Source organism: Methylobacterium sp. P1-11, from assembly GCF_008329595.1.
In the GTDB taxonomy this organism is placed as follows: domain Bacteria; phylum Pseudomonadota; class Alphaproteobacteria; order Rhizobiales; family Beijerinckiaceae; genus Methylobacterium.
The window spans coordinates 26,229-43,157 of record NZ_NPKS01000045.1 but is presented as its reverse complement, the minus strand read 5'-3'; the positions used below and the strand labels follow the sequence as shown (position 1 = coordinate 43,157).

Genomic DNA, 16,929 nt, shown 5'->3' with positions numbered 1-16,929 from the left:
CGGACACCTACCAGGACCACGACAGCCCCGAGAAGATGTACGCCCAGGCCGGGCTCGATGCCAAAACCATCGTCCAGACAGCCCTCGACACATTGCCGGCAGCCTCCGGCAAGGCGGAGCCGGCCAGCAACGTCGTGAGCGTGCGCCGCCGGCCGCGCTGAACCCTGCCGTTCGGCGGAGCGAAGCGCGACAGGCTCCCTCTCCCGTGCGGGCGAGGGTAGGGGGGAGGGGTTCTCGCCCTCTCCGGACAGACCCGATCCCTCACCCGGCTCTCTGCGCGACCGGACCTCTCCCGCACGGGAGAGGGGACCCACGCCTCATCCTGCGCAGCCCTCAGACTGAAGCACGGTCGCCAAAACCGCCCCTACCCCAGCGCCTGCGCCACCGCCTTGCCGCAGGCCTGCGTGTCGGCGTTGCCGCCGAGGTCGCGGGTGCGCAGCGTCCGCTCGGACAGCACCCGCTCGATCCCGCCGACGATCTCGGCCGCCGCCGCGTGCTCGCCGAGATGCTCCAGCATCATCGCCCCCGACCAGATCTGGCCGATCGGGTTGGCGATCCCCTGGCCGGCAATGTCCGGCGCCGAGCCGTGGACCGGCTCGAAGACCGAGGGATGCACCCGCTCCGGGTTGATGTTGCCGGACGGCGCGATGCCGATCGTGCCCGTGCAGGCGGGCCCCAGATCCGACAGGATGTCACCGAACAGGTTGGAGGCGACCACCACGTCGAACCGGTCCGGGTTCAGGACGAAATGCGCGGTCAGGATGTCGATGTGGTACTGGTCCCACCGGACGTCCGGGTAGGCCTCGGCCACCGCTTTCACCCGCTCGTCCCAGTACGGCATGGTGATCGAGATGCCGTTCGACTTCGTGGCCGAGGTCAGGTGCTTCTTCGGGCGCTTCTGGGCCAGCTCGAAGGCGAACTTGAGGATCCGGTCCGTCCCGTGCCGGGTCATAATCGTTTCCTGCAGGGCGAACTCCCGATCGGTGCCGGCGAACATCCGGCCGCCCGCGTTCGAGTACTCGCCCTCGGTGTTCTCGCGGACCACCCAGAAGTCGATGTCGCCGGGCTTGCGGTCGGCGAGCGGGCACTTCACCCCCGGCATCAGCCGCACCGGGCGCAGGTTGGCGTATTGGTCGAATTCCCGCCGGAACAGGATCAGCGAGCCCCAGAGGGAGATGTGGTCGGGCACCCGCTCGGGCATGCCGACCGCACCGAAATAGATCGCGTCGTGGGTCTCGATCCGCGCCTTCCAGTCTTCCGGCATCATCCGGCCGTGCGTCTCGTAATAGTCGCAGCTCGCGAAATCGAACCAGTCGAGCTGGAGCGAGAAGCCGTGCCGCTTGGCCGCCTGCTCCAGCACGCGCACGCCTTCGGGCACCACCTCCTTGCCGATGCCGTCGCCGGGGATCACCGCGATGCGGTAGCGGCGCTGCGGGCTGCTGGTCTGATCGGCCATGGGTCCTCTCAAGAGTCTCGGATACCGGGCCTTGCAGCAAGCTCCGGTCGTGGGCGCCAGGGTGGCGGAGAAGGGGATCCGGTCAACAGGCCGGCCTGACAATCAGTCGGTTTCGCCGGCCATCGCCCGGCGTTGGCGGTCGAGTTCCTCGCTGTAGCGCTTGAGCGTGTGGCTCTCGGTGAGCAGGCCCAGCACCTTCCGGCTCTCGACGCTCTCGACCACTGCGAGCGCCTCGCTCTCCGTCCGGTCGAAGGCGGCGGCGGCATCCTTGGCGTTCATGCCCGGCGTGAGGAACGCGTCGGCCTGCAGGAGCAGGTCGGCGAGCACGGGCCGCGCGTCGGCGGCGGAATCCAGGGCGGCCGCGTGCGCCTCCGGCACGTTCACGATCCCGGCATAGCGTCCGCGCCCGTCCACGACGATCACCCGGGAGGGCGAGCCGAGGGGGTGCGCGCGCAGGAAGGTGGGCAACGGCGTGTCCAGAGCCACGGTGCCGGGATTGCGGCGCATCAGCCGGCCGACGGTGAGCGACCGGATCCAGCCGACATCGTGGGGGCTGCGGATGCTCTCGCCGCGCAGGTGGAAGCGCCAGGTGGCGAAGGAGTAGCCGAAGGTCTTGCGCACGGTCAGCGAGGACGCGATCACCGCCGCCAGCACGACGCCGGTGATCGGCAGGCTGCCGGTGACCTCCAGCGCCAGGAACGTCATGGTGAGCGGCCCGCCGATCACCGCCACGGCCAGCGCGCTCATGCCGATCACCGCGTAGGCGAGCGGCGTGAGGCCGAAATCCGCGAGCGGCGGCACCAGCACGGGGGCGAGGGCCGCGAACAGCTTGCCGGCGATGGCGCCGAGGAACAGGGACGCGAAGAACAGGCCGCCCCGGAAGCCCGAGCCGATCGAGATCGCCGAGGCCGTGGCCTTGGCGGCGAACAGCCCGGCCAGGACCGCGATGCCGTGCCCCTGTCCCTCGGCGGCGAAATGCATGTGCAGGGCGCCGTGGCCGCCGGAGAGCACCTGCGGCGTCGCCAGCAGCGCCAGCGCGCCGACGCACAGGCCCCCGAAGGCGGGTGCCGCCACCCGCGGGACGCCCGATGCCTGGACCAGGCGCTCGACCAGGGTGACCCCGCGCATGATCAGGATCCCGAGGCCCGCGCAGACCAGCCCGAGGGCGAGGCTCGGCAGGATCTCCAGGCTGGTGACATGCGAGGTCGTGACCGCCTGCATGTCGCCGAGGTCGACCAGGGGCTGGGCTGCGATCAGCGACCGGGAGATCAGGTTGCCGCAGAGCGCGGCGACGACGACGGGCGTCAGCGTGGCGATGGAATAGGTGCCGATGATCAGCTCGAAGGCGTAGAAGGCCCCGGCGAGCGGCGCGCCGAAGCCGGCCGCGATGGCCCCGGCGGCGCCGCAGCCCACCAGGGTACGCAGATCGCTGCGCCGCACTTCGAAGGCGATCCCCAACCGCGAGGCGAGTCCGGAGGCGATCTGGGTGTAGCCGGCCTCAAGCCCGACCGAGGCGCCGGACCCGTTCGAGATGACGTTCTGGAAGGCGAGATAGAGGCTGTCGCGCAGGGACATCCGGCCGCCATGCAGGGCGTTCGCCTCGATCGGGTCGATGGCCGGGCGCTTGCGCGGGCCGCGGATGTAACTGGCGGCGACGATCACCAGGCCGAGGACGGCGCCGCCCAGGCATGGGCCCACGAGCAGGAGAACGGGAGACACGGCATCGACTGCGCTGAGACGCGCGCCCGCGGGCAGCTGGTAGAGGACCTCGCGCAGGCTCTGGGTGATCCAGGTCATGGCGGAGACCGCCACGCCGGCGACGCAGCCCACCAGGGTCGCGAGGGCGACGAGCCCTCCTTCGCTGCGGCGGACGAGGCTGCGCAGCCGTCCGGGCGCCTGGACGAGGCCGATTCCGGCCCAGCGCCCACGAGCCCGTCGGTCCGGCCGGGCAGCCGTCCGAGCCGGGGCATCGGCTGATCCGTCGCCGGGTGCCCTGCCCCCACCGGCGGCGCCCGCTGGCTGTCGCGCGCTCACGGTCCGCTTCTTCGCCTCCGGTCCGTCCGATGGGCCAGGCCGACGCATCGGCCTTGACGCCGCAGTTACAGCCGGGCCCGATCCCGTTGCAAACGGGGGCGCGCCCGGGGCCGCGCGTCTCCCGGGCGCAGGGGCCCGGACGGCTCTATCCACGGAGTCCAAATCCCGTGCACACATCGCCTTGAAAACTGCCGCGGCCCACGATACACCCCGCGCCAGTGCCGCCGTAGCTCAGTTGGTTAGAGCACCAGATTGTGGATCTGGGGGTCCCCCGTTCGAGCCGGGGCGGTGGTACCAAGGACTTAGCTGGTTTCAGACAGCTCGAATGTGGGCCGGGGGTAACGCTGGGGGTAACAGCGACCCCTGGTTTTCTTTTCCCCGCACCGGACGCGCGAGCGGGACTTGCTTTGGTTCCTGCCACAGACCTGAGGCCTGAGGCGGTCCGCCGCATTTTTCCATGCGGGAGCCGGGGCCACATCACAGCCCGCTCGTCACGAGCCTTCGACATCGGCCGCGACACGATCGCGGGCTTCGCATCATGGCCTCCATCAAAATTCGTGTGTCCGCCGACGGGACCTATGCCGTCTGTCGCAACGGCGCCGCTGTCGCTTCAGGGCTGACCCGTGCTCAAGCCGATCACCTAGTGACGGTCCTCGGCTGGATTTCGTAGGGGGTAGAGGCCTGTCCATTTCCGCCCGCACCTGATGCGCGAGCGGCGTTCGGGGGGGCGCGATTTTTGGGTTGAAATGTACCAGTTCAGACATTAGGCCGCCGCCGCTGGCTTCAGGCTGGCCGTCCACGCCCGCCTGCAGATGTGCCCCTCAGCTGTCGAGGGCGGGCGTGGATGCGTTGACCCATTGCCGTCCGCACCGGATGCGCAGTGGACACAGAAACGTGATCGAACGCTTCGATTGAGTTTAACATTTCGGCCTCGTCGACATCGGTCGATCTCCACGCCCGCCGCCTGGTGGACCCCTCAAGCCCCTGAATGGTGGGCGTGGATGCATAATTTTTGCGTTGGCTCCGCGTCGGGCCTTCTCCCGACCGCCACGCCCGCCCAGACGTTCGTCCCCCCAACCGAGGGCGGGCGTGGATGCTGACGAGTTCCTGCCAACGCCACAGATGCGCGAGCGGCGTTCAAGCCTGACCATTTCGTAACCCCAACTCCGGAACCATCGATCGGCACCGCGGCTTCGTGAGACGCCACTGTTTCCGGTGGCGGCACGAGAGGAACTACCCCTTGCGCACATCGATGATCACCGCGGCTCTGCTGGCCGCGCTCGGCACCGCCGCCCTCACCATGCCGGCCTCGGCCGCGCCTCTCAGCCCGGCCCCAGCCGCGGCTGTCACTGGCGCCCAGGACAGCATCACCAACGTTCGCTGGCACCCGATCCGCCGCATGCATCGCGCGGAACGTCGCTTTATGCATCGGCACTTCCGCCACCGCAGGTAGCAGCCAGGCAGTCGCTACTGGCGACCCTGCTGGAGGCCCGGCCGCGGTGTCACCCGCAGCCGGGCCTTTCTTGTGCGAGCTGACGCACATCGTCAGCGCATCGCTGCCAGCGACGGCAGATCCGCCCGAGCTGCCAGGGCTTCCGCTAGCCGCACCCGCTCCCGCGATTGGGCGAGAGCAGCATCTGCATCGGCGATCAGCGCGTCGTGCCGAGCGAGATCGAAGCGGGCGAGCCGGAGCATCCGGACCGCGAGGAAGGCGTAGATCAGCCGCATAGCGCCACCACCTCATGCAAGAGAGCGATGAGCGCGCGATGCCCCTCATACTTGTCGCCGTCATCGTGCTCGGCGATGATGAGGCGCGCCTTCGCGGCGAGGTCTCGCAGTCCTTGGCTTGGCTCCTGAATGGACCGCTGAACGACGATCATGAAGCGGTCGATTTCCGCATCCATCCGTTCATCCGGCCATGCGTCGTCTGGGTGGTTTGGATCTTTGACCCAAGCCCACCTAGCGGCCGCAGCGTTGCAAACTGCAGCAAGGTCGGAGGTCGGAGCGGCAAGAGCCGGCACGGATGCCAGCGGGGCCGCGAGGATGGCGCCGAGCGCGGCGCGACGGGACGTGCGGCCGCTCATAACTGAGCTCCCTTCAAAGCGTCGAGCGCATCCCCCAAATGCAGCTTGAGGTCGTGGCTATGGTCCAGCAACAGACGGGCGGGCACGGTGAGCGCGTCCGCCGTGATCTCGCCGTCTCGCTCGCCGAGGTACAGGAGCAGTTGCCCGATCCGCTCAATGGTGCGGATATGGTCCTCCATAGCCATGACGTACGTCAGAGCCGGATTGCGCTCGCTCATGTGCGGCCTCCCTTCAGGGAGGGAGCGCTCGCGTCGGCTGCCCGCATGTTGCGGATGGCCTGTGTGACCGGTCCTACCTGTGCTGAAGGCAAGCGCGGGCGTTCACCGCCGCCGAGGGGCGGTGTAGGGTGGTGGGTAGCCATGAACAGCACTCCTGGTGCGGTTGGTGGTTAGGGCCGTGAGCGAGGGTTCCAGCCTTGCTCCGGCTCGCCTTTTTTGCTAAACCTAAAACATGCACCTGTCAATTATGGCTGAACCAAAAAAGCGCGGCCGCCCGGCGACAGGACGCGATCCGATGTACGGCTTCCGTATGTCGGACGGCCTCCGCGATGGCATTGACGATTGGCGTGAGGCTCAACCCGACAAGCCCTCTAGATCCGAAGCCATTCGCCGCCTCGTGGAAGAAGCCTTGAAGGCGAAGCGATCGTAATGCGCTGCGCTCTCGCCTATGCGGTAGCCGGGAGCGCATTGGCGGTGATCTCCGCCCGAGCAGATGAGCAGCTGCCAACGATCAATGGCACGGCTTATTGCACTACGACTGCCGAACTCGTGGATGACGAGGCCTTCGGGCGGCAATGTCTCGACAGCGAGGCCAAGGCTGAAGGCCATGTTCGCGCGCTATGGGCGGAGACGCCCGACAGCGTCCGAACTGCATGCGTGAGGGAACTCATGCTGGTGACACCGTCCTACCAGACCTTGTCGACCTGTATGTCCACGATGGTGGGCGACATGTGGATGTCCGGCGAATTGAAGGTGGTCCCTCGCTGAACTCCAGCCTCGCCTCGTCGAGGACTCGATGGCGGCGAGTTGGTGATGACGGCTCGAATTGGTGCCCTATCTCGGCCCGACGCTGGTCAACGAGAAGGTGCATGTCTCACTTCCAGGCTTCCCGCTATTCCGATCGCACAAGTTCGCAGCTGAAAGCGGAGACCCGCGAGGCTACGTCGCTTGAAGTTTGGGAAGAGATCGAGGAGGAGCGCAAGGCCGTTGACGAGCGCACCGAACGGTTGCGGGCGATCCGGCTAGCGCGCGAGAATGACGCTTCCTGACTGGCTCACCGGCCAGGGGTTACCTTCGGCACCGCGAGGATCCGGAAGGTTTAAACTGAGAGATACTACATGGCCGATAACCACAGCAAACAGCGAATGCAGGCTGAGGCCGCGTTTGCAAAAACGCAAGATCGTCCTGGCGATAATACCTCTAAGCAGCCGATGGCCAGTGCCGCCGACCAGAATACCGCACGCCTGAAGGCTGCGCGCCTCGAACGGGATGCCGCCAAGGCGGGGTCCAGAAAGCCGTGATGCACGACGCCATAGGCGAAGCCCTCACCGAGCACCTGAAGGCCAAGGGCTATCTGAAGGGTGATCCCAAGCCAGATGTCTAAGCTGCCCTTTAATGCCCGCGGCCAACTGTCGACACCGACCGCGAGAGACGCAGCTCGTCAGCAGCAGGCGGAACAGGCTCAGAAGGAATTCGACGCTGAGAAGCGCGAGATGGAAGAGCGGACAGCAAAGCTGCGAGCGATGCGGCTAGCACGGGAGAAGGCTACCTCCTGAGATCATCTTCATCGAGCACCCGAAGGCAAGGCGGTCGTAGAGAGAGGAAGAGCATGGCCGGGGATCGACACACCTCTGACGGGTCAGTGCGTCCACTTCCGGAAAGCCTAAACCGGCTGCTGCTTATTGACCCGACACACCAGATTGAGTGGGTCGGCGATCCCGTCGCGGAATACCTCCGACCGACCGTGGTTGACCGCGTGCTGTGGTGGTTCAGCGTCGCGGCCTTCGGGGCGGCTGCTTTCATCACGAGCGCAACCATGACGATTAGGCTGTTGCAGTGAGCCAGATCCCCACCGAGCACCTGAAGGCGAAGGGTTATCTGAAATGAGCGCTGACGACGCTCAACGCTCTAGCACCGCTCCGAAGCCTCCGCCTCCAAGTGCCTCTTAGCCCTGGTGAGCACTGAGCAGGGGTCGTGACCCTTGGCCTTCGCGAGTAGCAGCAGGTCCGTGATGAGATCTACGACATCACACGCTGGCACGCCGCCTATCCAGCGCCGGGCAGCCCCTTCGGCATGGATGTAGGCGTCGAGAGCGGCTTGGGCGAGCTCAATCCGTTCAGTCTTTGTAGCCATGGACGTTCTCCTCGCCGCCTGGCTTGTTAGAACGTCGAGCCAGTACGGCCATGCGCTCGCTGCGCTTGAACCAAACCTCGCGCAAATCTGGAGAGTTCAGGCCGCTACTGCTCAAGCGGTGACAATCTGAGGCTTGTGCCCGCTCAGCGGAGCCGAAGCCATCCGCCGCCTCGTGGAAGAAGTGCTGAACGCGAAGCCGTTGTGAGGGGTTGAAAGTAACTCTGAGGATGGCGTGGACGGATGGAAGTGGCCAAGCCTAAACCGGATCTGGTGAGCGTCGGCGATCTACTCCAGGCTAAGGCGATCACGCAGACCGATATCGATGCCGCGGTAAATGCCTTCCTCGCCAACCCACGAGTCGGGCTGTTCAAACTGGCTCTGGGCTGCGTCGTCGATCTGACTGCCGCGGTGAAGGCCGATCGGCACGCAACAGCTACTCTCAAAGAGCCGACTGCCCGACCAGGCAGCAAGCGAGCTGCAGTCAAATCAGCCCTCCTGCTCGCGCGCCCGGTTGAGCGCTGAGGCCGTCCTCGGAGCCGCTCCCGGCATCTTCATCGACGAGAACGGCGAGGGGCCGAGGGCGCAGCTACGGAAGGCCGCTTCCGATGCAACCTAGAGCTTCGCGCCTGCTGACGTAAGCAAAACGTGCCCTAAGTCTCTCGCCCATAGGTTGAGAGGAGCGCCGATGTCCGAGAACCCCAGCCATGTTCAAGGCTACCGTGAGACGAAGGCGGCGAAGGCTGCCGAAAGGTACGACCGAGCAAACGAAGTCTGGACCGAGGTCGAAGCTGAGCGCCGAGCTGTCGACGAGCGGACCGCGACGCTACGAGCACTGCGGCTGGCGCGAGAGCGCGCTGGATCCTGATCGGCTCGCGGGCAGGGCTACGTGCGGCATCGACAGACGATCGTAGGGTCATCCGGCCGGGATGCGCTACGCTCTGACTATTCAGGCGTCGGCTATCGGGCAATCCGGCCCATCCTTCCAGGGCCTGCCGTCGTAGCCCTCCATCCAAGCTCTACGCTCTGGCGACTTCGCTGGGTACGGGCATGCGTCTTTGGAGCGCCTGATCGCGCGAGCGTGAGCCCCTTCAGAAATGGCCTTCATGATCGGCGGCTGGCGCATATCCATGTCACCCTCCTTCAGGCAGAGACCGTCTTGAAGGTAGAACCTGCGGGAAGTCTGCGGGGATCCTCGGACTGTTGCCAGTAGTTTGTCGCCACCGCGAAGGTGTCGCGGTATATGCGAGGCTGAAAAATCGGTGTATGGGTAGTGGCCTTAGCTTTGTGAGGGCCTAGCCATGCTGAGGTCATTCGAAGAACGCGAGCGTGCGGCCGAGCTTATCTATATACATGGCGAGGAGATGCGGTTCACAAACCACATCGCTGGCATCCGAGCGGTCGCGGACTTAGCCATACGTTTGCTGGGTTTGGATGGGATGACATCAGAGGCCTATGCGCGGGCACTGATCGCCGCAAGGATCGAGGGATTGAAGCCTGCTGCGTTGCTGGAGCGTGTCCGTGCGGATTTAGCTGCCAACGGTGTGGAAGTGCCGCTCGCGGAGTTGGAAGCCGAGATGGTTCAGACCTCAGCACAGCGCAGCTTCGCGGATGGTCGGATGGCTGGCCCAACCCCTCAGCGTAACTAGCGACTACCGCGAAGGAATGGCGCCGAAGGCTAATCCGCCCTTGCCATCGGCTGCCCATGGTTCTGCAAGGCATGAGACTTTGCCGAGGGGCATGAGCATGGCATTGTGAGGCATGGCCTACACCGTCCGCATGCTGTTCCTGAACCAAGGCGAGCCTCCCCCGACCGAACAGCTGGATGGCACGTTTGCCGGTCTGCGAGAGGCATGGGATGCGGGGACCGCTCGCGTTCCGGAGCTTCAGCTCCGCTCGATTGAGACGGCCTTTCAGGTGTTCGACGAAGCCGGCCAGATCGTGGAAGTGACTGCCGGACAGATCGATAGCTGAAGTTCAATCCGCCTGCGCCATCTGCCGCCCGTGGGTCTGCACGATGTCGCGGGACAGGTTGCCGCTGGCCGAGCGGCAGCCGAAAAGGAGCAATTTTCTTGCCCGCTACCAAAGAAATATTTCAGTACACGTATAAGGATGCAAGCAGCGGAAATGCCGATCACGCTCTGGTTTTTAGCAGCACACTTCTGATATGGGCTCGCAGCTTTTCTTTGCGCTGAAAGCCCCGATTGTCGTCAACCTTATCTGACTCATCAGATTTCGTCATGGCTGTGCCCCAAGCAAGGAGCGCCACTTCAGCGGCCTTACGGCCTTGTTGAGCGGGCGGCCCTCAGTATCTGTAATGGATCGCGTGGCAAAAATCTCGACATCATTGTAGCTCAGCCGGCGAATTCACGTTTCAGAATTATTAAGGTTTATCTCTGCTTTGTGCGGCCAACCGATCTGCCGAGAGTGGGCTGCCGAGCCAATGAGTCCTCACGAGGGCTGCAGCTAGTGGAGCGATCTAGTTGTCTGAGCGCTTCTACTTCGACCTTGAGAATGGCGTAATAACCATCTCCGATAAGGAAGGTGTCGAGGCCGCCAGCCTTGAAGAAGCGATGGACGAGGCGCGCAAGGTGATCAGTGAGATGGCTGAGGAAATCGCCGAAGCTTTTCCTGGAGAGACGTGGTTGCTGGTCGTGAGGGACGAGGCCGGTTCATTGGTTGCCCGATTGCCGATCAAGGCGTGATGCGGCCGCCATTCCGCAGATCAAAATCACGAGCGCTCCGCAGGAGCCATCATCCGCCCTCGGCTCAGCACCACGTCGCGGAATAGGTTTCCAGCGGTCGAGGTCGGGACCCGAGCGTCAGGCATGGTAGCCGGCAGCGAACCACCTTCCGCCGAAAGCGTTCCAGACTCTCAACAGCAAGGAATGCGACATGAAGGTGATCTCGGCGACCGTCCTCGGCCTGGCGTTACTGAGCGGAGTGGCTCCAGCCCTGGCGCAACCCTACGGCGGGCGCGATTACGGCTACGATCGGGGCGACTACGGCTCCCGCGATCGAGGCTACGGAGATCGTGACCGCCGGGGTTACGATCGCGATGATGACCGAGGCTCGCGAGGCAGGCGTGGCGACTACGCTTTCAATGAGGAGGAGTATCTGCGCTGCAATCCAGACGTGCGCCGAGCGGTCATTGGTCGGGCAATCAAGTCCGGACTGGAACACTACCGGAAGGTCGGGATGGCGGAAGGCCGGAAGCTGAGCTGCTAATTGGGATTAGCCACGGGGCAGCCAGGTAGGTCTCGAAGCCGCCCGCACCGGATAGCCGGGCGGGCGGATCTCGATCCTCAGCCGCTCAAGTTGGCTGAACCTCTGTGTCTTCGACTTCGGGATCGTCCTCTTCCGGCACGGTGGGCTTTGGTGAGGGCTCGATCTCATCGAGGCGCGAGGGATCCTCGATCAAAGCGCCGGGATCTTCTCCCGGCATCGGGGTGTCAGCCTGCATCATGGGGAAAGCCTCCGTTGCAGAAGGCTACGTTCCGCGATCCGCTGCGTTCCCCTACAGGATCTCAGGTGCCCGCGGCCGGAGCCATCGTCCGACCTCGCTGAAGCACCACATCCTTGAATAGGTTGCCAGAAGCAGAAGACCGGACTCGCGTCTCCGGCCCTGGCTTCTCAATCACGTTGGTGACGCTTCCATTCACCTCGACTTTTTGCCCGCCCACAACTCCGGCACGACCAGCAGAGGCGACGAGCCGACCCTCGCCCTGCTGCATCGCCTCGAACGCTCGCCAGGCCTTCTCCCGGGACGCCCAGCCTTCGCCGTCGGCCTGGCCGACATCTGGGCGCGGCATGCCGGGCAAGCGATCGGACACTGCTCCAGCCCCCTGGCGCCGCAATCGGTCGAGGTTTGGCTTCCGGAAATCATAGGCAAGCGCCGGATACTTCGGCCGCTCAAAGCCGCCGATGAATTCCTGCAGCTTCTGCTCGCCGCTCGGCGCCTGCAGGATACGGTTCCACACCCCACGGTAGCGACCGTTCAGCGTCTCGTTCCGGAAATGCTGCTGCTGAGCCCCGAGATCGGTCCAGTCAGTGCCCATGCGCGGGGCCATCGCTTTCAAAGCCTCAAAACGCTCAAGCCGCCATTGCGCCGTGCCGAACGCTGTCGGACCAATCCTTCGCTTCGGATCTTTATAGTCACCCTCGGCCTTCGGGTTCAGGTTGGCACCCGACTCACCCTGCATCCCGACCACGATCGCACGGGCCGTCTCCAGATCGGCGCCCATACCACCCTGGCTGATAGGGGCTTGGAGGAACTGGAGCCAGGATCCTACGCGCGCCTTACCTGCGGAAGTGCTGGCGCCCGGGTTCCAGCGGTGACCGTGGACCGTAACCTGATCATCAGTTTCGCCAGATGACTTGCCGCCATCGCCGCCAATCCCTGGCAACCGAGGCGTCCCACCACCGAGCCCAGGGATGCGGCCGTCGGGCTCTGTCGGCACCATGGCCCCACCGTCGTAGCCCGGGACCTTCTTCATCAAGTACTTCCGGAAGGCCTCGCGGGCCGCGTCACGCTGAGCCTCCGGGATTGGACCGGTGCCACCTGGGCCACCGCAGATCCGGGCGCTGCCGAGCGAAGCCGCTTGAACCCTGGCATCACTGAATAGACCATCGGCGTCCAGGCTCGATTTTTGAGCCGTGGCTTCCTGCCGGGTCTTCAGCTGCTCGCTCAGGCCGTCGACCGACTTGCGCAGGCGCTCTGTCGATTGGTCGTAGTCCTTCTGCCGTTGCTCGGGCGTGCGCGCCTTGAGGCGGCTCAGCTCCGCCTCGGCGTCGGCCAGCTTCTTCTCCGCGACCTCCTGCGTGTCGAGCAGCCCCATGCGCTGCTGCGTCCGGCCGATCAGGTGCTGCGAGGCATCCTTCGACACATCCCGCAGCTTGCGCAGCCGGTCGACGTTCTCCTGAGCGTTGATCTCGTCATCACCCACCATCGGTGCGAGCCGGCGGGCGAGCGGGCCGCTAGCGCCATCGAGGTGCCGCAAGGCCTCGGCCGGCTTGCCCTCGTTGAAGCTTTTGATCGCGGCTGCGATCTCCTTCACGCTTTCGGCCCGCGGCTTCACCAGCATCGTCGTGCTCGTGAGCATCTGCTCGGCGCTCTGGCCAGCTGACTTCCAGTCGATCTTGCCCAGTTCGTCGCCGATGTCGTGCATGCCCTTACGCACGCCGTCGATCAGATCCTTCCGCTTGCCGGAGGCGATGTCGTCGATCCACGATGTGAACCGCTCGGCCGGCTCCATCAGCTCGGAGGCGATCGTCGTCCCGATCCGCGACATGGACGAACGCAGATCAGCGAGCGCCCGCTCGTACCGCTCGGCAGACTCGACGGTCTTCGGATCGAGCGGACCCAGCTTCTCCGCGGCTTTGGCGTTCAGGTCCCGGATCGCGCCGAGATGTTTGTCGCCGAGCCGGCCCAGATCCATGTTGCCGAACAGCTTCTCGGCGAAGCGGCCGCGGTCCACCGCGTTCGGGATCTGCTCCATGAACTCCTCCGCCATTTTGAGGGCTTCGTCGTTGTTCGTGGTGCCTTTGAGCTTGATGGCGAACTGAGCGACCACTTGGTTCTGCGACTGCAGGAAGCCCATGGTTTCGCCGACGCCCCGGCGGATGTCGCGCATGTTCTGAGAGAAGGTCTTCGCAGCCGCCGAGGAGGCATCACCCGACACGCCGAACTTGCCGGCCACCGACTGGAATACCCGTGACCTGGCCGGCTGGCTTTGGACCGGGCTGATTGAGAGGATCAGCCTGGACCAGAGGAGTTGGGGATGAAGCGAGGTCAGAAGACGAGCGCGGAGCAGGTTGTGCTCAAGCTGCGCCAGATCGAGGTGCAGACAGCCCAGGGCAAGAGTTTGGCCTTGGCCTGCAAGGAAGCGGAGATCTCCGAACAAAGCCACCGTGATGCGTGCCTGCGTCAGGAGATCTTCTACTCGCTGAAGGAAGCGCAGATCGTGATCGGTCTATGGCGAAACACAGACAACCGCGTCCGCCCGCATTCGTCGTTAGGCTACCGCCCGCCCGCGCCTGTCAGCGACCCGGATCGGGCCTTCCGGCTACCCATGGCAGCGACCATGCAGTCGCCTCGCAAATGGCCCGGTCCAAAATACCGGTCCGGTCAGTCCGCGGCGTATCCAGCGCCACGGGCTTCAGGTCAGGACGGCTCCGGCCAATGCTGACGTAGGACGCGACGTGTCGGTCCTGGCGGATGTTGGCGATCGGGAGGTTCATGTCGATCTCCCTCAAGCTGCACGAGCGAGGGCGGGAGCGGCTGGCGGGGTGCGGGGACCGTCATCCGGGCTGAGCCGCACACCATGACGGGCGAGATGCGCACGCAGGCTCTGGCGCGTGAACTCGCTCATGGTCTGGCCGCGCTGGCGGGCGGTAGCTTCTACGGCTCGGGCGAGGTCTGTCTCGACCTTCAGCCGGAGCAATGCGACTCGTCGGAGCGGGTTAGGCATCGTGCAGTCCACCGCGTTGCATTTGCGTGGCATTTACAGTGCTATCTTGATGACAATCCAGCAATAGCAATGGTATCGACATCTAATGCCGGACAATTTCCGCTGTTATGCTGTGTTATTCATTGTTATGATTTTTTGAACTGGCGCTGAGTTGTTCTGTCGCAGCGACCGCTGCTCATTTTCCATCGCGGGCGCTCTCTCTCAGCCCCCTCCGCATTCCCCACCCTGAAAGGTGAGGTGTGGAAAGGTGTGGAAGTGGGGGTAAAAAGCCCTGTTCCGAACTCCCCACCACCACCCACCCCCTTGATTAGGGGGTGGGTGGTGGTGGGGAGGGCAGCGAGCGTCTGGGCGAGGTGTGGAGGAAACGGCCACATGAATGACCGCAGCGTCGAATGGACCCTTGGTTCTATCGAGCGCGCGTGCGATGAGAACTGATGCAAATCAGCGACTACGACTACGGCGAAAGCCTCGAATGCCAAGCCTGTGGTTCCGTCTATGCTGCCACCGGTGACGGCGGACACATCCTGACGGAGGACGATGCCCGCTGCGTCTCATGCTGGAGTGTCATGACCCATTGGCCGCAGCGAGTATCCTTCGAGATGATCGAGACGGCTGTGGAAGCTGGGCGCTGACGGCGAACTGACGCTCAGGACTCTTAGTCGGCCGCCAATTCGCCGACTTCAATGTATGGCCGGTCCATTCCCTTGTTGTCCTTGCCGGTGACCACCACGAACATGCCGGTCTCGATCCAGACCTTGGGCATGGCTTGGACGCGCTTCTTTCCGGCAGCGTCGAGTTCGATACCGAGGTCTCTGGCTATCGGGATCCCGACCCACTCCTTGGACTGAGCATTCTCCCGCCACCGGCCTTCAGCGACTGCGCGCTGAGCCTTCCGGAGGTGATCGACGGTCAGTCCCTCAAGCATGTCCGGCCACTGCCAGGGCTCGACGACGGCGACGTGATCGCCACCGTCGACAGAGTCCGCGGGGCCGTTGCCGAGGTCGACCGGCACGAGGTGAAACCATTCGCTGCGCTCGGGTGGCGGGGCGAGGTTCGCCTTGCCATTGTCGGCACGGAAGTAGCCGCGGTTTGTCGGCAGCCCGGCGCGGTCCGCCTGCTCCTTGGTCATGGGATTGAGCACCCGGGCGCTGCGAGCGGCCGCCAGCAATGCGCCGGCTCCGCGGCCGTCCTCGACCGTGTACTCGCCTGTGGACCCGCTCTGTCCCTTGCGGACGTGGTGGATTAACTCGACGGCGGCGCGGCCTTCCTCCGCGACGCGGTTCCAGGCCTTGGCGACGATGTCGATGGCGGGGTTGTCGTTCTCGGTCACGCGGTGCGAGCTAACGAACGGATCAATCACCGCTACGTCGATCCTGTTGTCGAGGACGGCGCGGGTTAGCCCCTCCACAACTGGCTCGGCGACCTTGGTGCCTTCGCGGGTGGTGGTGGCGATGACGATGCTAGTGGTCCGGCCGGAGTTGAGGAACAGGCGCCCCTCAACCTCGGCCGGCTTGATGCCGTAGTGTAGGCAGATCGCGACGACGCGGCGCTCGATCTCCTCCATCGGGTCTTCGAGGTTTAGGTCCCCGCCAAAGCAGGCGCAATTCGTCGTCGCTCAGGACTCGGTCGCGCCTCGTCTCGGCTGCCGGCGCCTTGATCCGCACGCACGGGTTCGCGTCAATGACACCGCGATCGGTCGCCCAGTTGAACAACTTGGACAGCGCCGCGCGCGTGCGGTTGGCTGCCACAGGCGTTCCGGCATCCACGATCCCGTCGAGCAACTCGATCACGTCGCGGCGACCGATATCCTGGATCTTCCGGTCGTCCCATGCCGGCAGCACCTTGGTCCGCAGGATCCGGATCGTTTCCTCAGCCGTGCGAGGTCGGTTCCGGGGCTTCACGTGCCGCTCGATGAAGCTCTCAATCACCGAGCCGACCAAATCCCGCGTCGGCAACGGTGCGACAATTTTGCGCTCCGCGACCGGATCCTGCCCCAGGGGCACGGCATGAAGGGCCGCCCTCCCGTCGGTTCGAGCTTTGGCGAGATCGAGAGCCGGGTAAGCACCGAGGGTGAGCTTCCGTGTCCGGCCTCCATGCCGGTACCGGACCGCCCAGCTTTTCGCGCCGGACGGCTGGATGATGAAATACAGCCCCGGCAGCGTCGCGTCGGGGATCTCCAGCCGGCGCGCAGCATCTGGCTTCAGGCGTTCTATGGCTTGCACGGTGAGGACTCGCGCTGCCACTCTGGTGATCCTCCAGGGTAACCAGGGGTAACAGAAACGGGCAATTGTGCCCTGTTACTCCAGTGTTACTAACAAAGCATCACAATGGCAGTTTTTGCTAGGTCTGGCAAAGCCGTTGACCGCTCCCGAACCACCTGAATGTTAGGGCTTGTTTTGCTCCCTAACCAGATTGTGGATCTGGGGGTCCCCCGTTCGAGCCGGGGCGGTGGTACCATCCATTCAGCTCGACGGCGCAAGGTTTGGCGGATCGCCAGCCCCTTTTGCGTGTGCGGGCACGCGGCCATCGGTCGGATC

Annotated in this window: 22 protein-coding genes, 1 tRNA gene and 1 pseudogene; 13 read left to right on the top strand and 11 right to left on the bottom strand. The window is 64.7% G+C overall.

Annotated elements, in window-relative coordinates; translation table 11 throughout:
* Window positions 1-364 precede the first annotated feature (364 nt).
* Window positions 365-1,456, bottom strand: a complete 1,092-nt coding sequence (locus tag CIW48_RS29710; protein WP_149314002.1) for a tartrate dehydrogenase — start codon at window positions 1,454-1,456, stop codon at window positions 365-367.
* Window positions 1,457-1,558: 102 nt separating this feature from the next.
* Window positions 1,559-3,490 (bottom strand): chloride channel protein, encoded by a 1,932-nt coding sequence (locus CIW48_RS29705; protein ID WP_246695479.1) that lies wholly within the window; start codon window positions 3,488-3,490, stop codon window positions 1,559-1,561.
* Window positions 3,491-3,710: 220 nt separating this feature from the next.
* Between CIW48_RS29705 and CIW48_RS29700 the strand changes: the two genes are divergently transcribed.
* Window positions 3,711-3,787 (top strand) — tRNA-His (locus CIW48_RS29700).
* A 943-nt stretch (window positions 3,788-4,730) separates the two neighbouring features.
* A complete protein-coding gene (locus CIW48_RS29695) occupies window positions 4,731-4,943 on the top strand; it encodes a hypothetical protein (protein ID WP_149314001.1) in 213 nt (70 codons plus the stop codon).
* A 92-nt stretch (window positions 4,944-5,035) separates the two neighbouring features.
* On the opposite strand, the gene CIW48_RS29690 is transcribed toward CIW48_RS29695, so the two are convergent.
* The 3 genes from CIW48_RS29690 to CIW48_RS29680 are packed head-to-tail and all read right to left on the bottom strand — an operon-like array spanning window position 5,036 to window position 5,792.
* Window positions 5,036-5,218, bottom strand: a complete 183-nt coding sequence (locus tag CIW48_RS29690) for a hypothetical protein (protein WP_149314000.1) — start codon at window positions 5,216-5,218, stop codon at window positions 5,036-5,038.
* Window positions 5,209-5,574: a hypothetical protein gene (locus tag CIW48_RS29685; RefSeq protein WP_149313999.1), complete on the bottom strand. Its 366-nt coding sequence runs from the start codon at window positions 5,572-5,574 to the stop codon at window positions 5,209-5,211. Before CIW48_RS29685 ends, CIW48_RS29690 begins: the two co-directional genes overlap by 10 nt.
* Window positions 5,571-5,792, bottom strand: coding sequence for a hypothetical protein (locus CIW48_RS29680; protein ID WP_149313998.1), 222 nt, complete (start codon window positions 5,790-5,792; stop codon window positions 5,571-5,573). The genes CIW48_RS29685 and CIW48_RS29680 overlap by 4 nt, the downstream gene beginning before the upstream one ends.
* 468 nt (window positions 5,793-6,260) lie before the next feature.
* On the opposite strand from CIW48_RS29680, the gene CIW48_RS29675 reads away from it, so the two are divergent.
* The 3 genes from CIW48_RS29675 (at window position 6,261) to CIW48_RS29665 (ending at window position 7,093) form a co-directional block, all read left to right on the top strand.
* Window positions 6,261-6,560 carry a hypothetical protein gene (locus CIW48_RS29675; RefSeq protein ID WP_149313997.1) on the top strand — a complete coding sequence of 100 codons (300 nt, stop codon included), beginning with the start codon at window positions 6,261-6,263 and terminating at the stop codon, window positions 6,558-6,560.
* Between the two features lie 101 nt (window positions 6,561-6,661).
* Complete coding sequence (locus CIW48_RS29670) at window positions 6,662-6,841, top strand: hypothetical protein (RefSeq protein ID WP_149313996.1); 180 nt, start codon at window positions 6,662-6,664, stop codon at window positions 6,839-6,841.
* A 69-nt stretch (window positions 6,842-6,910) separates the two neighbouring features.
* The gene (locus CIW48_RS29665) at window positions 6,911-7,093 is read left to right on the top strand and encodes a hypothetical protein (protein ID WP_149313995.1); all 183 of its coding nucleotides are present in this window, start codon (window positions 6,911-6,913) and stop codon (window positions 7,091-7,093) included.
* 607 nt (window positions 7,094-7,700) lie between these two features.
* Here the strand turns inward: CIW48_RS29665 and CIW48_RS29660 are convergent.
* A complete protein-coding gene (locus CIW48_RS29660; RefSeq protein ID WP_149313994.1) occupies window positions 7,701-7,925 on the bottom strand; it encodes a hypothetical protein in 225 nt (74 codons plus the stop codon).
* A 240-nt stretch (window positions 7,926-8,165) separates the two neighbouring features.
* On the opposite strand from CIW48_RS29660, the gene CIW48_RS29655 reads away from it, so the two are divergent.
* Entirely contained in the window at window positions 8,166-8,447 is a 282-nt protein-coding gene (locus CIW48_RS29655) for a hypothetical protein (protein WP_149313993.1), read from the top strand.
* Window positions 8,448-8,871: 424 nt separating this feature from the next.
* Here the strand turns inward: CIW48_RS29655 and CIW48_RS34785 are convergent, their stop codons facing one another.
* A complete protein-coding gene (locus CIW48_RS34785; protein ID WP_348645148.1) occupies window positions 8,872-9,030 on the bottom strand; it encodes an Rmf/CrpP family protein in 159 nt (52 codons plus the stop codon).
* A 193-nt stretch (window positions 9,031-9,223) separates the two neighbouring features.
* Here CIW48_RS34785 and CIW48_RS29645 point away from each other — a divergent pair, with 193 nt between their 5' ends.
* The 4 genes from CIW48_RS29645 to CIW48_RS29630 all read left to right on the top strand — a co-directional run bounded on the left by CIW48_RS29645 (window position 9,224) and on the right by CIW48_RS29630 (window position 11,150).
* Window positions 9,224-9,571, top strand: a complete 348-nt coding sequence (locus CIW48_RS29645; protein ID WP_149313991.1) for an ATPase inhibitor subunit zeta — start codon at window positions 9,224-9,226, stop codon at window positions 9,569-9,571.
* A gap of 112 nt (window positions 9,572-9,683) precedes the next feature.
* Window positions 9,684-9,896, top strand: coding sequence for a hypothetical protein (locus CIW48_RS29640; protein ID WP_149313990.1), 213 nt, complete (start codon window positions 9,684-9,686; stop codon window positions 9,894-9,896).
* Window positions 9,897-10,405: 509 nt separating this feature from the next.
* Window positions 10,406-10,627: a hypothetical protein gene (locus tag CIW48_RS29635; RefSeq protein ID WP_149313989.1), complete on the top strand. Its 222-nt coding sequence runs from the start codon at window positions 10,406-10,408 to the stop codon at window positions 10,625-10,627.
* Between the two features lie 190 nt (window positions 10,628-10,817).
* Window positions 10,818-11,150 carry a hypothetical protein gene (locus CIW48_RS29630; RefSeq protein ID WP_149313988.1) on the top strand — a complete coding sequence of 111 codons (333 nt, stop codon included), beginning with the start codon at window positions 10,818-10,820 and terminating at the stop codon, window positions 11,148-11,150.
* Between the two features lie 85 nt (window positions 11,151-11,235).
* Here the strand turns inward: CIW48_RS29630 and CIW48_RS33590 are convergent, their stop codons facing one another.
* Complete coding sequence (locus CIW48_RS33590; protein WP_173009447.1) at window positions 11,236-11,388, bottom strand: hypothetical protein; 153 nt, start codon at window positions 11,386-11,388, stop codon at window positions 11,236-11,238.
* A gap of 61 nt (window positions 11,389-11,449) precedes the next feature.
* Window positions 11,450-13,621 (bottom strand): phage tail tip lysozyme, encoded by a 2,172-nt coding sequence (locus CIW48_RS29625; RefSeq protein WP_149313987.1) that lies wholly within the window; start codon window positions 13,619-13,621, stop codon window positions 11,450-11,452.
* Between the two features lie 210 nt (window positions 13,622-13,831).
* Between CIW48_RS29625 and CIW48_RS34345 the strand changes: the two are divergent.
* From CIW48_RS34345 to CIW48_RS29610, 3 genes and pseudogenes are all read left to right on the top strand, one after another.
* Window positions 13,832-14,110: pseudogene (locus CIW48_RS34345) on the top strand (integrase core domain-containing protein); the annotation flags it as partial.
* 135 nt (window positions 14,111-14,245) lie between these two features.
* A complete protein-coding gene (locus tag CIW48_RS34340; protein WP_246695478.1) occupies window positions 14,246-14,542 on the top strand; it encodes a hypothetical protein in 297 nt (98 codons plus the stop codon).
* Between the two features lie 284 nt (window positions 14,543-14,826).
* Window positions 14,827-15,024, top strand: coding sequence for a hypothetical protein (locus tag CIW48_RS29610; RefSeq protein ID WP_149313985.1), 198 nt, complete (start codon window positions 14,827-14,829; stop codon window positions 15,022-15,024).
* Window positions 15,025-15,047: 23 nt separating this feature from the next.
* Here the strand turns inward: CIW48_RS29610 and CIW48_RS29605 are convergent, their stop codons facing one another.
* Both CIW48_RS29605 and CIW48_RS29600 read right to left on the bottom strand, forming a co-directional pair.
* Window positions 15,048-15,956: an AAA family ATPase gene (locus CIW48_RS29605; protein WP_149313984.1), complete on the bottom strand. Its 909-nt coding sequence runs from the start codon at window positions 15,954-15,956 to the stop codon at window positions 15,048-15,050.
* Complete coding sequence (locus tag CIW48_RS29600) at window positions 15,889-16,635, bottom strand: integrase arm-type DNA-binding domain-containing protein (protein WP_149313983.1); 747 nt, start codon at window positions 16,633-16,635, stop codon at window positions 15,889-15,891. Before CIW48_RS29600 ends, CIW48_RS29605 begins: the two co-directional genes overlap by 68 nt.
* Window positions 16,636-16,929 lie beyond the last annotated feature (294 nt).

Bases quoted from the DNA above. Each gene is read 5' to 3' on its own strand.
- CIW48_RS29710 (WP_149314002.1), bottom strand. From the start codon at position 1,456: ATGGCCGATCAGACCAGCAGCCCGCAGCGCCGCTACCGCATCGCGGTG.
- CIW48_RS29690 (WP_149314000.1), bottom strand. From the start codon at position 5,218: ATGCGGCTGATCTACGCCTTCCTCGCGGTCCGGATGCTCCGGCTCGCC.
- CIW48_RS29685 (WP_149313999.1), bottom strand. From the start codon at position 5,574: ATGAGCGGCCGCACGTCCCGTCGCGCCGCGCTCGGCGCCATCCTCGCG.
- CIW48_RS29680 (WP_149313998.1), bottom strand. From the start codon at position 5,792: ATGAGCGAGCGCAATCCGGCTCTGACGTACGTCATGGCTATGGAGGAC.
- CIW48_RS29670 (WP_149313996.1), top strand. From the start codon at position 6,662: ATGTCTCACTTCCAGGCTTCCCGCTATTCCGATCGCACAAGTTCGCAG.
- CIW48_RS29665 (WP_149313995.1), top strand. From the start codon at position 6,911: ATGGCCGATAACCACAGCAAACAGCGAATGCAGGCTGAGGCCGCGTTT.
- CIW48_RS29660 (WP_149313994.1), bottom strand. From the start codon at position 7,925: ATGGCTACAAAGACTGAACGGATTGAGCTCGCCCAAGCCGCTCTCGAC.
- CIW48_RS29655 (WP_149313993.1), top strand. From the start codon at position 8,166: ATGGAAGTGGCCAAGCCTAAACCGGATCTGGTGAGCGTCGGCGATCTA.
- CIW48_RS34785 (WP_348645148.1), bottom strand. From the start codon at position 9,030: ATGAAGGCCATTTCTGAAGGGGCTCACGCTCGCGCGATCAGGCGCTCC.
- CIW48_RS29645 (WP_149313991.1), top strand. From the start codon at position 9,224: ATGCTGAGGTCATTCGAAGAACGCGAGCGTGCGGCCGAGCTTATCTAT.
- CIW48_RS29640 (WP_149313990.1), top strand. From the start codon at position 9,684: ATGGCCTACACCGTCCGCATGCTGTTCCTGAACCAAGGCGAGCCTCCC.
- CIW48_RS29630 (WP_149313988.1), top strand. From the start codon at position 10,818: ATGAAGGTGATCTCGGCGACCGTCCTCGGCCTGGCGTTACTGAGCGGA.
- CIW48_RS33590 (WP_173009447.1), bottom strand. From the start codon at position 11,388: ATGATGCAGGCTGACACCCCGATGCCGGGAGAAGATCCCGGCGCTTTG.
- CIW48_RS34340 (WP_246695478.1), top strand. From the start codon at position 14,246: ATGACGGGCGAGATGCGCACGCAGGCTCTGGCGCGTGAACTCGCTCAT.
- CIW48_RS29610 (WP_149313985.1), top strand. From the start codon at position 14,827: ATGCAAATCAGCGACTACGACTACGGCGAAAGCCTCGAATGCCAAGCC.
- CIW48_RS29605 (WP_149313984.1), bottom strand. From the start codon at position 15,956: ATGGAGGAGATCGAGCGCCGCGTCGTCGCGATCTGCCTACACTACGGC.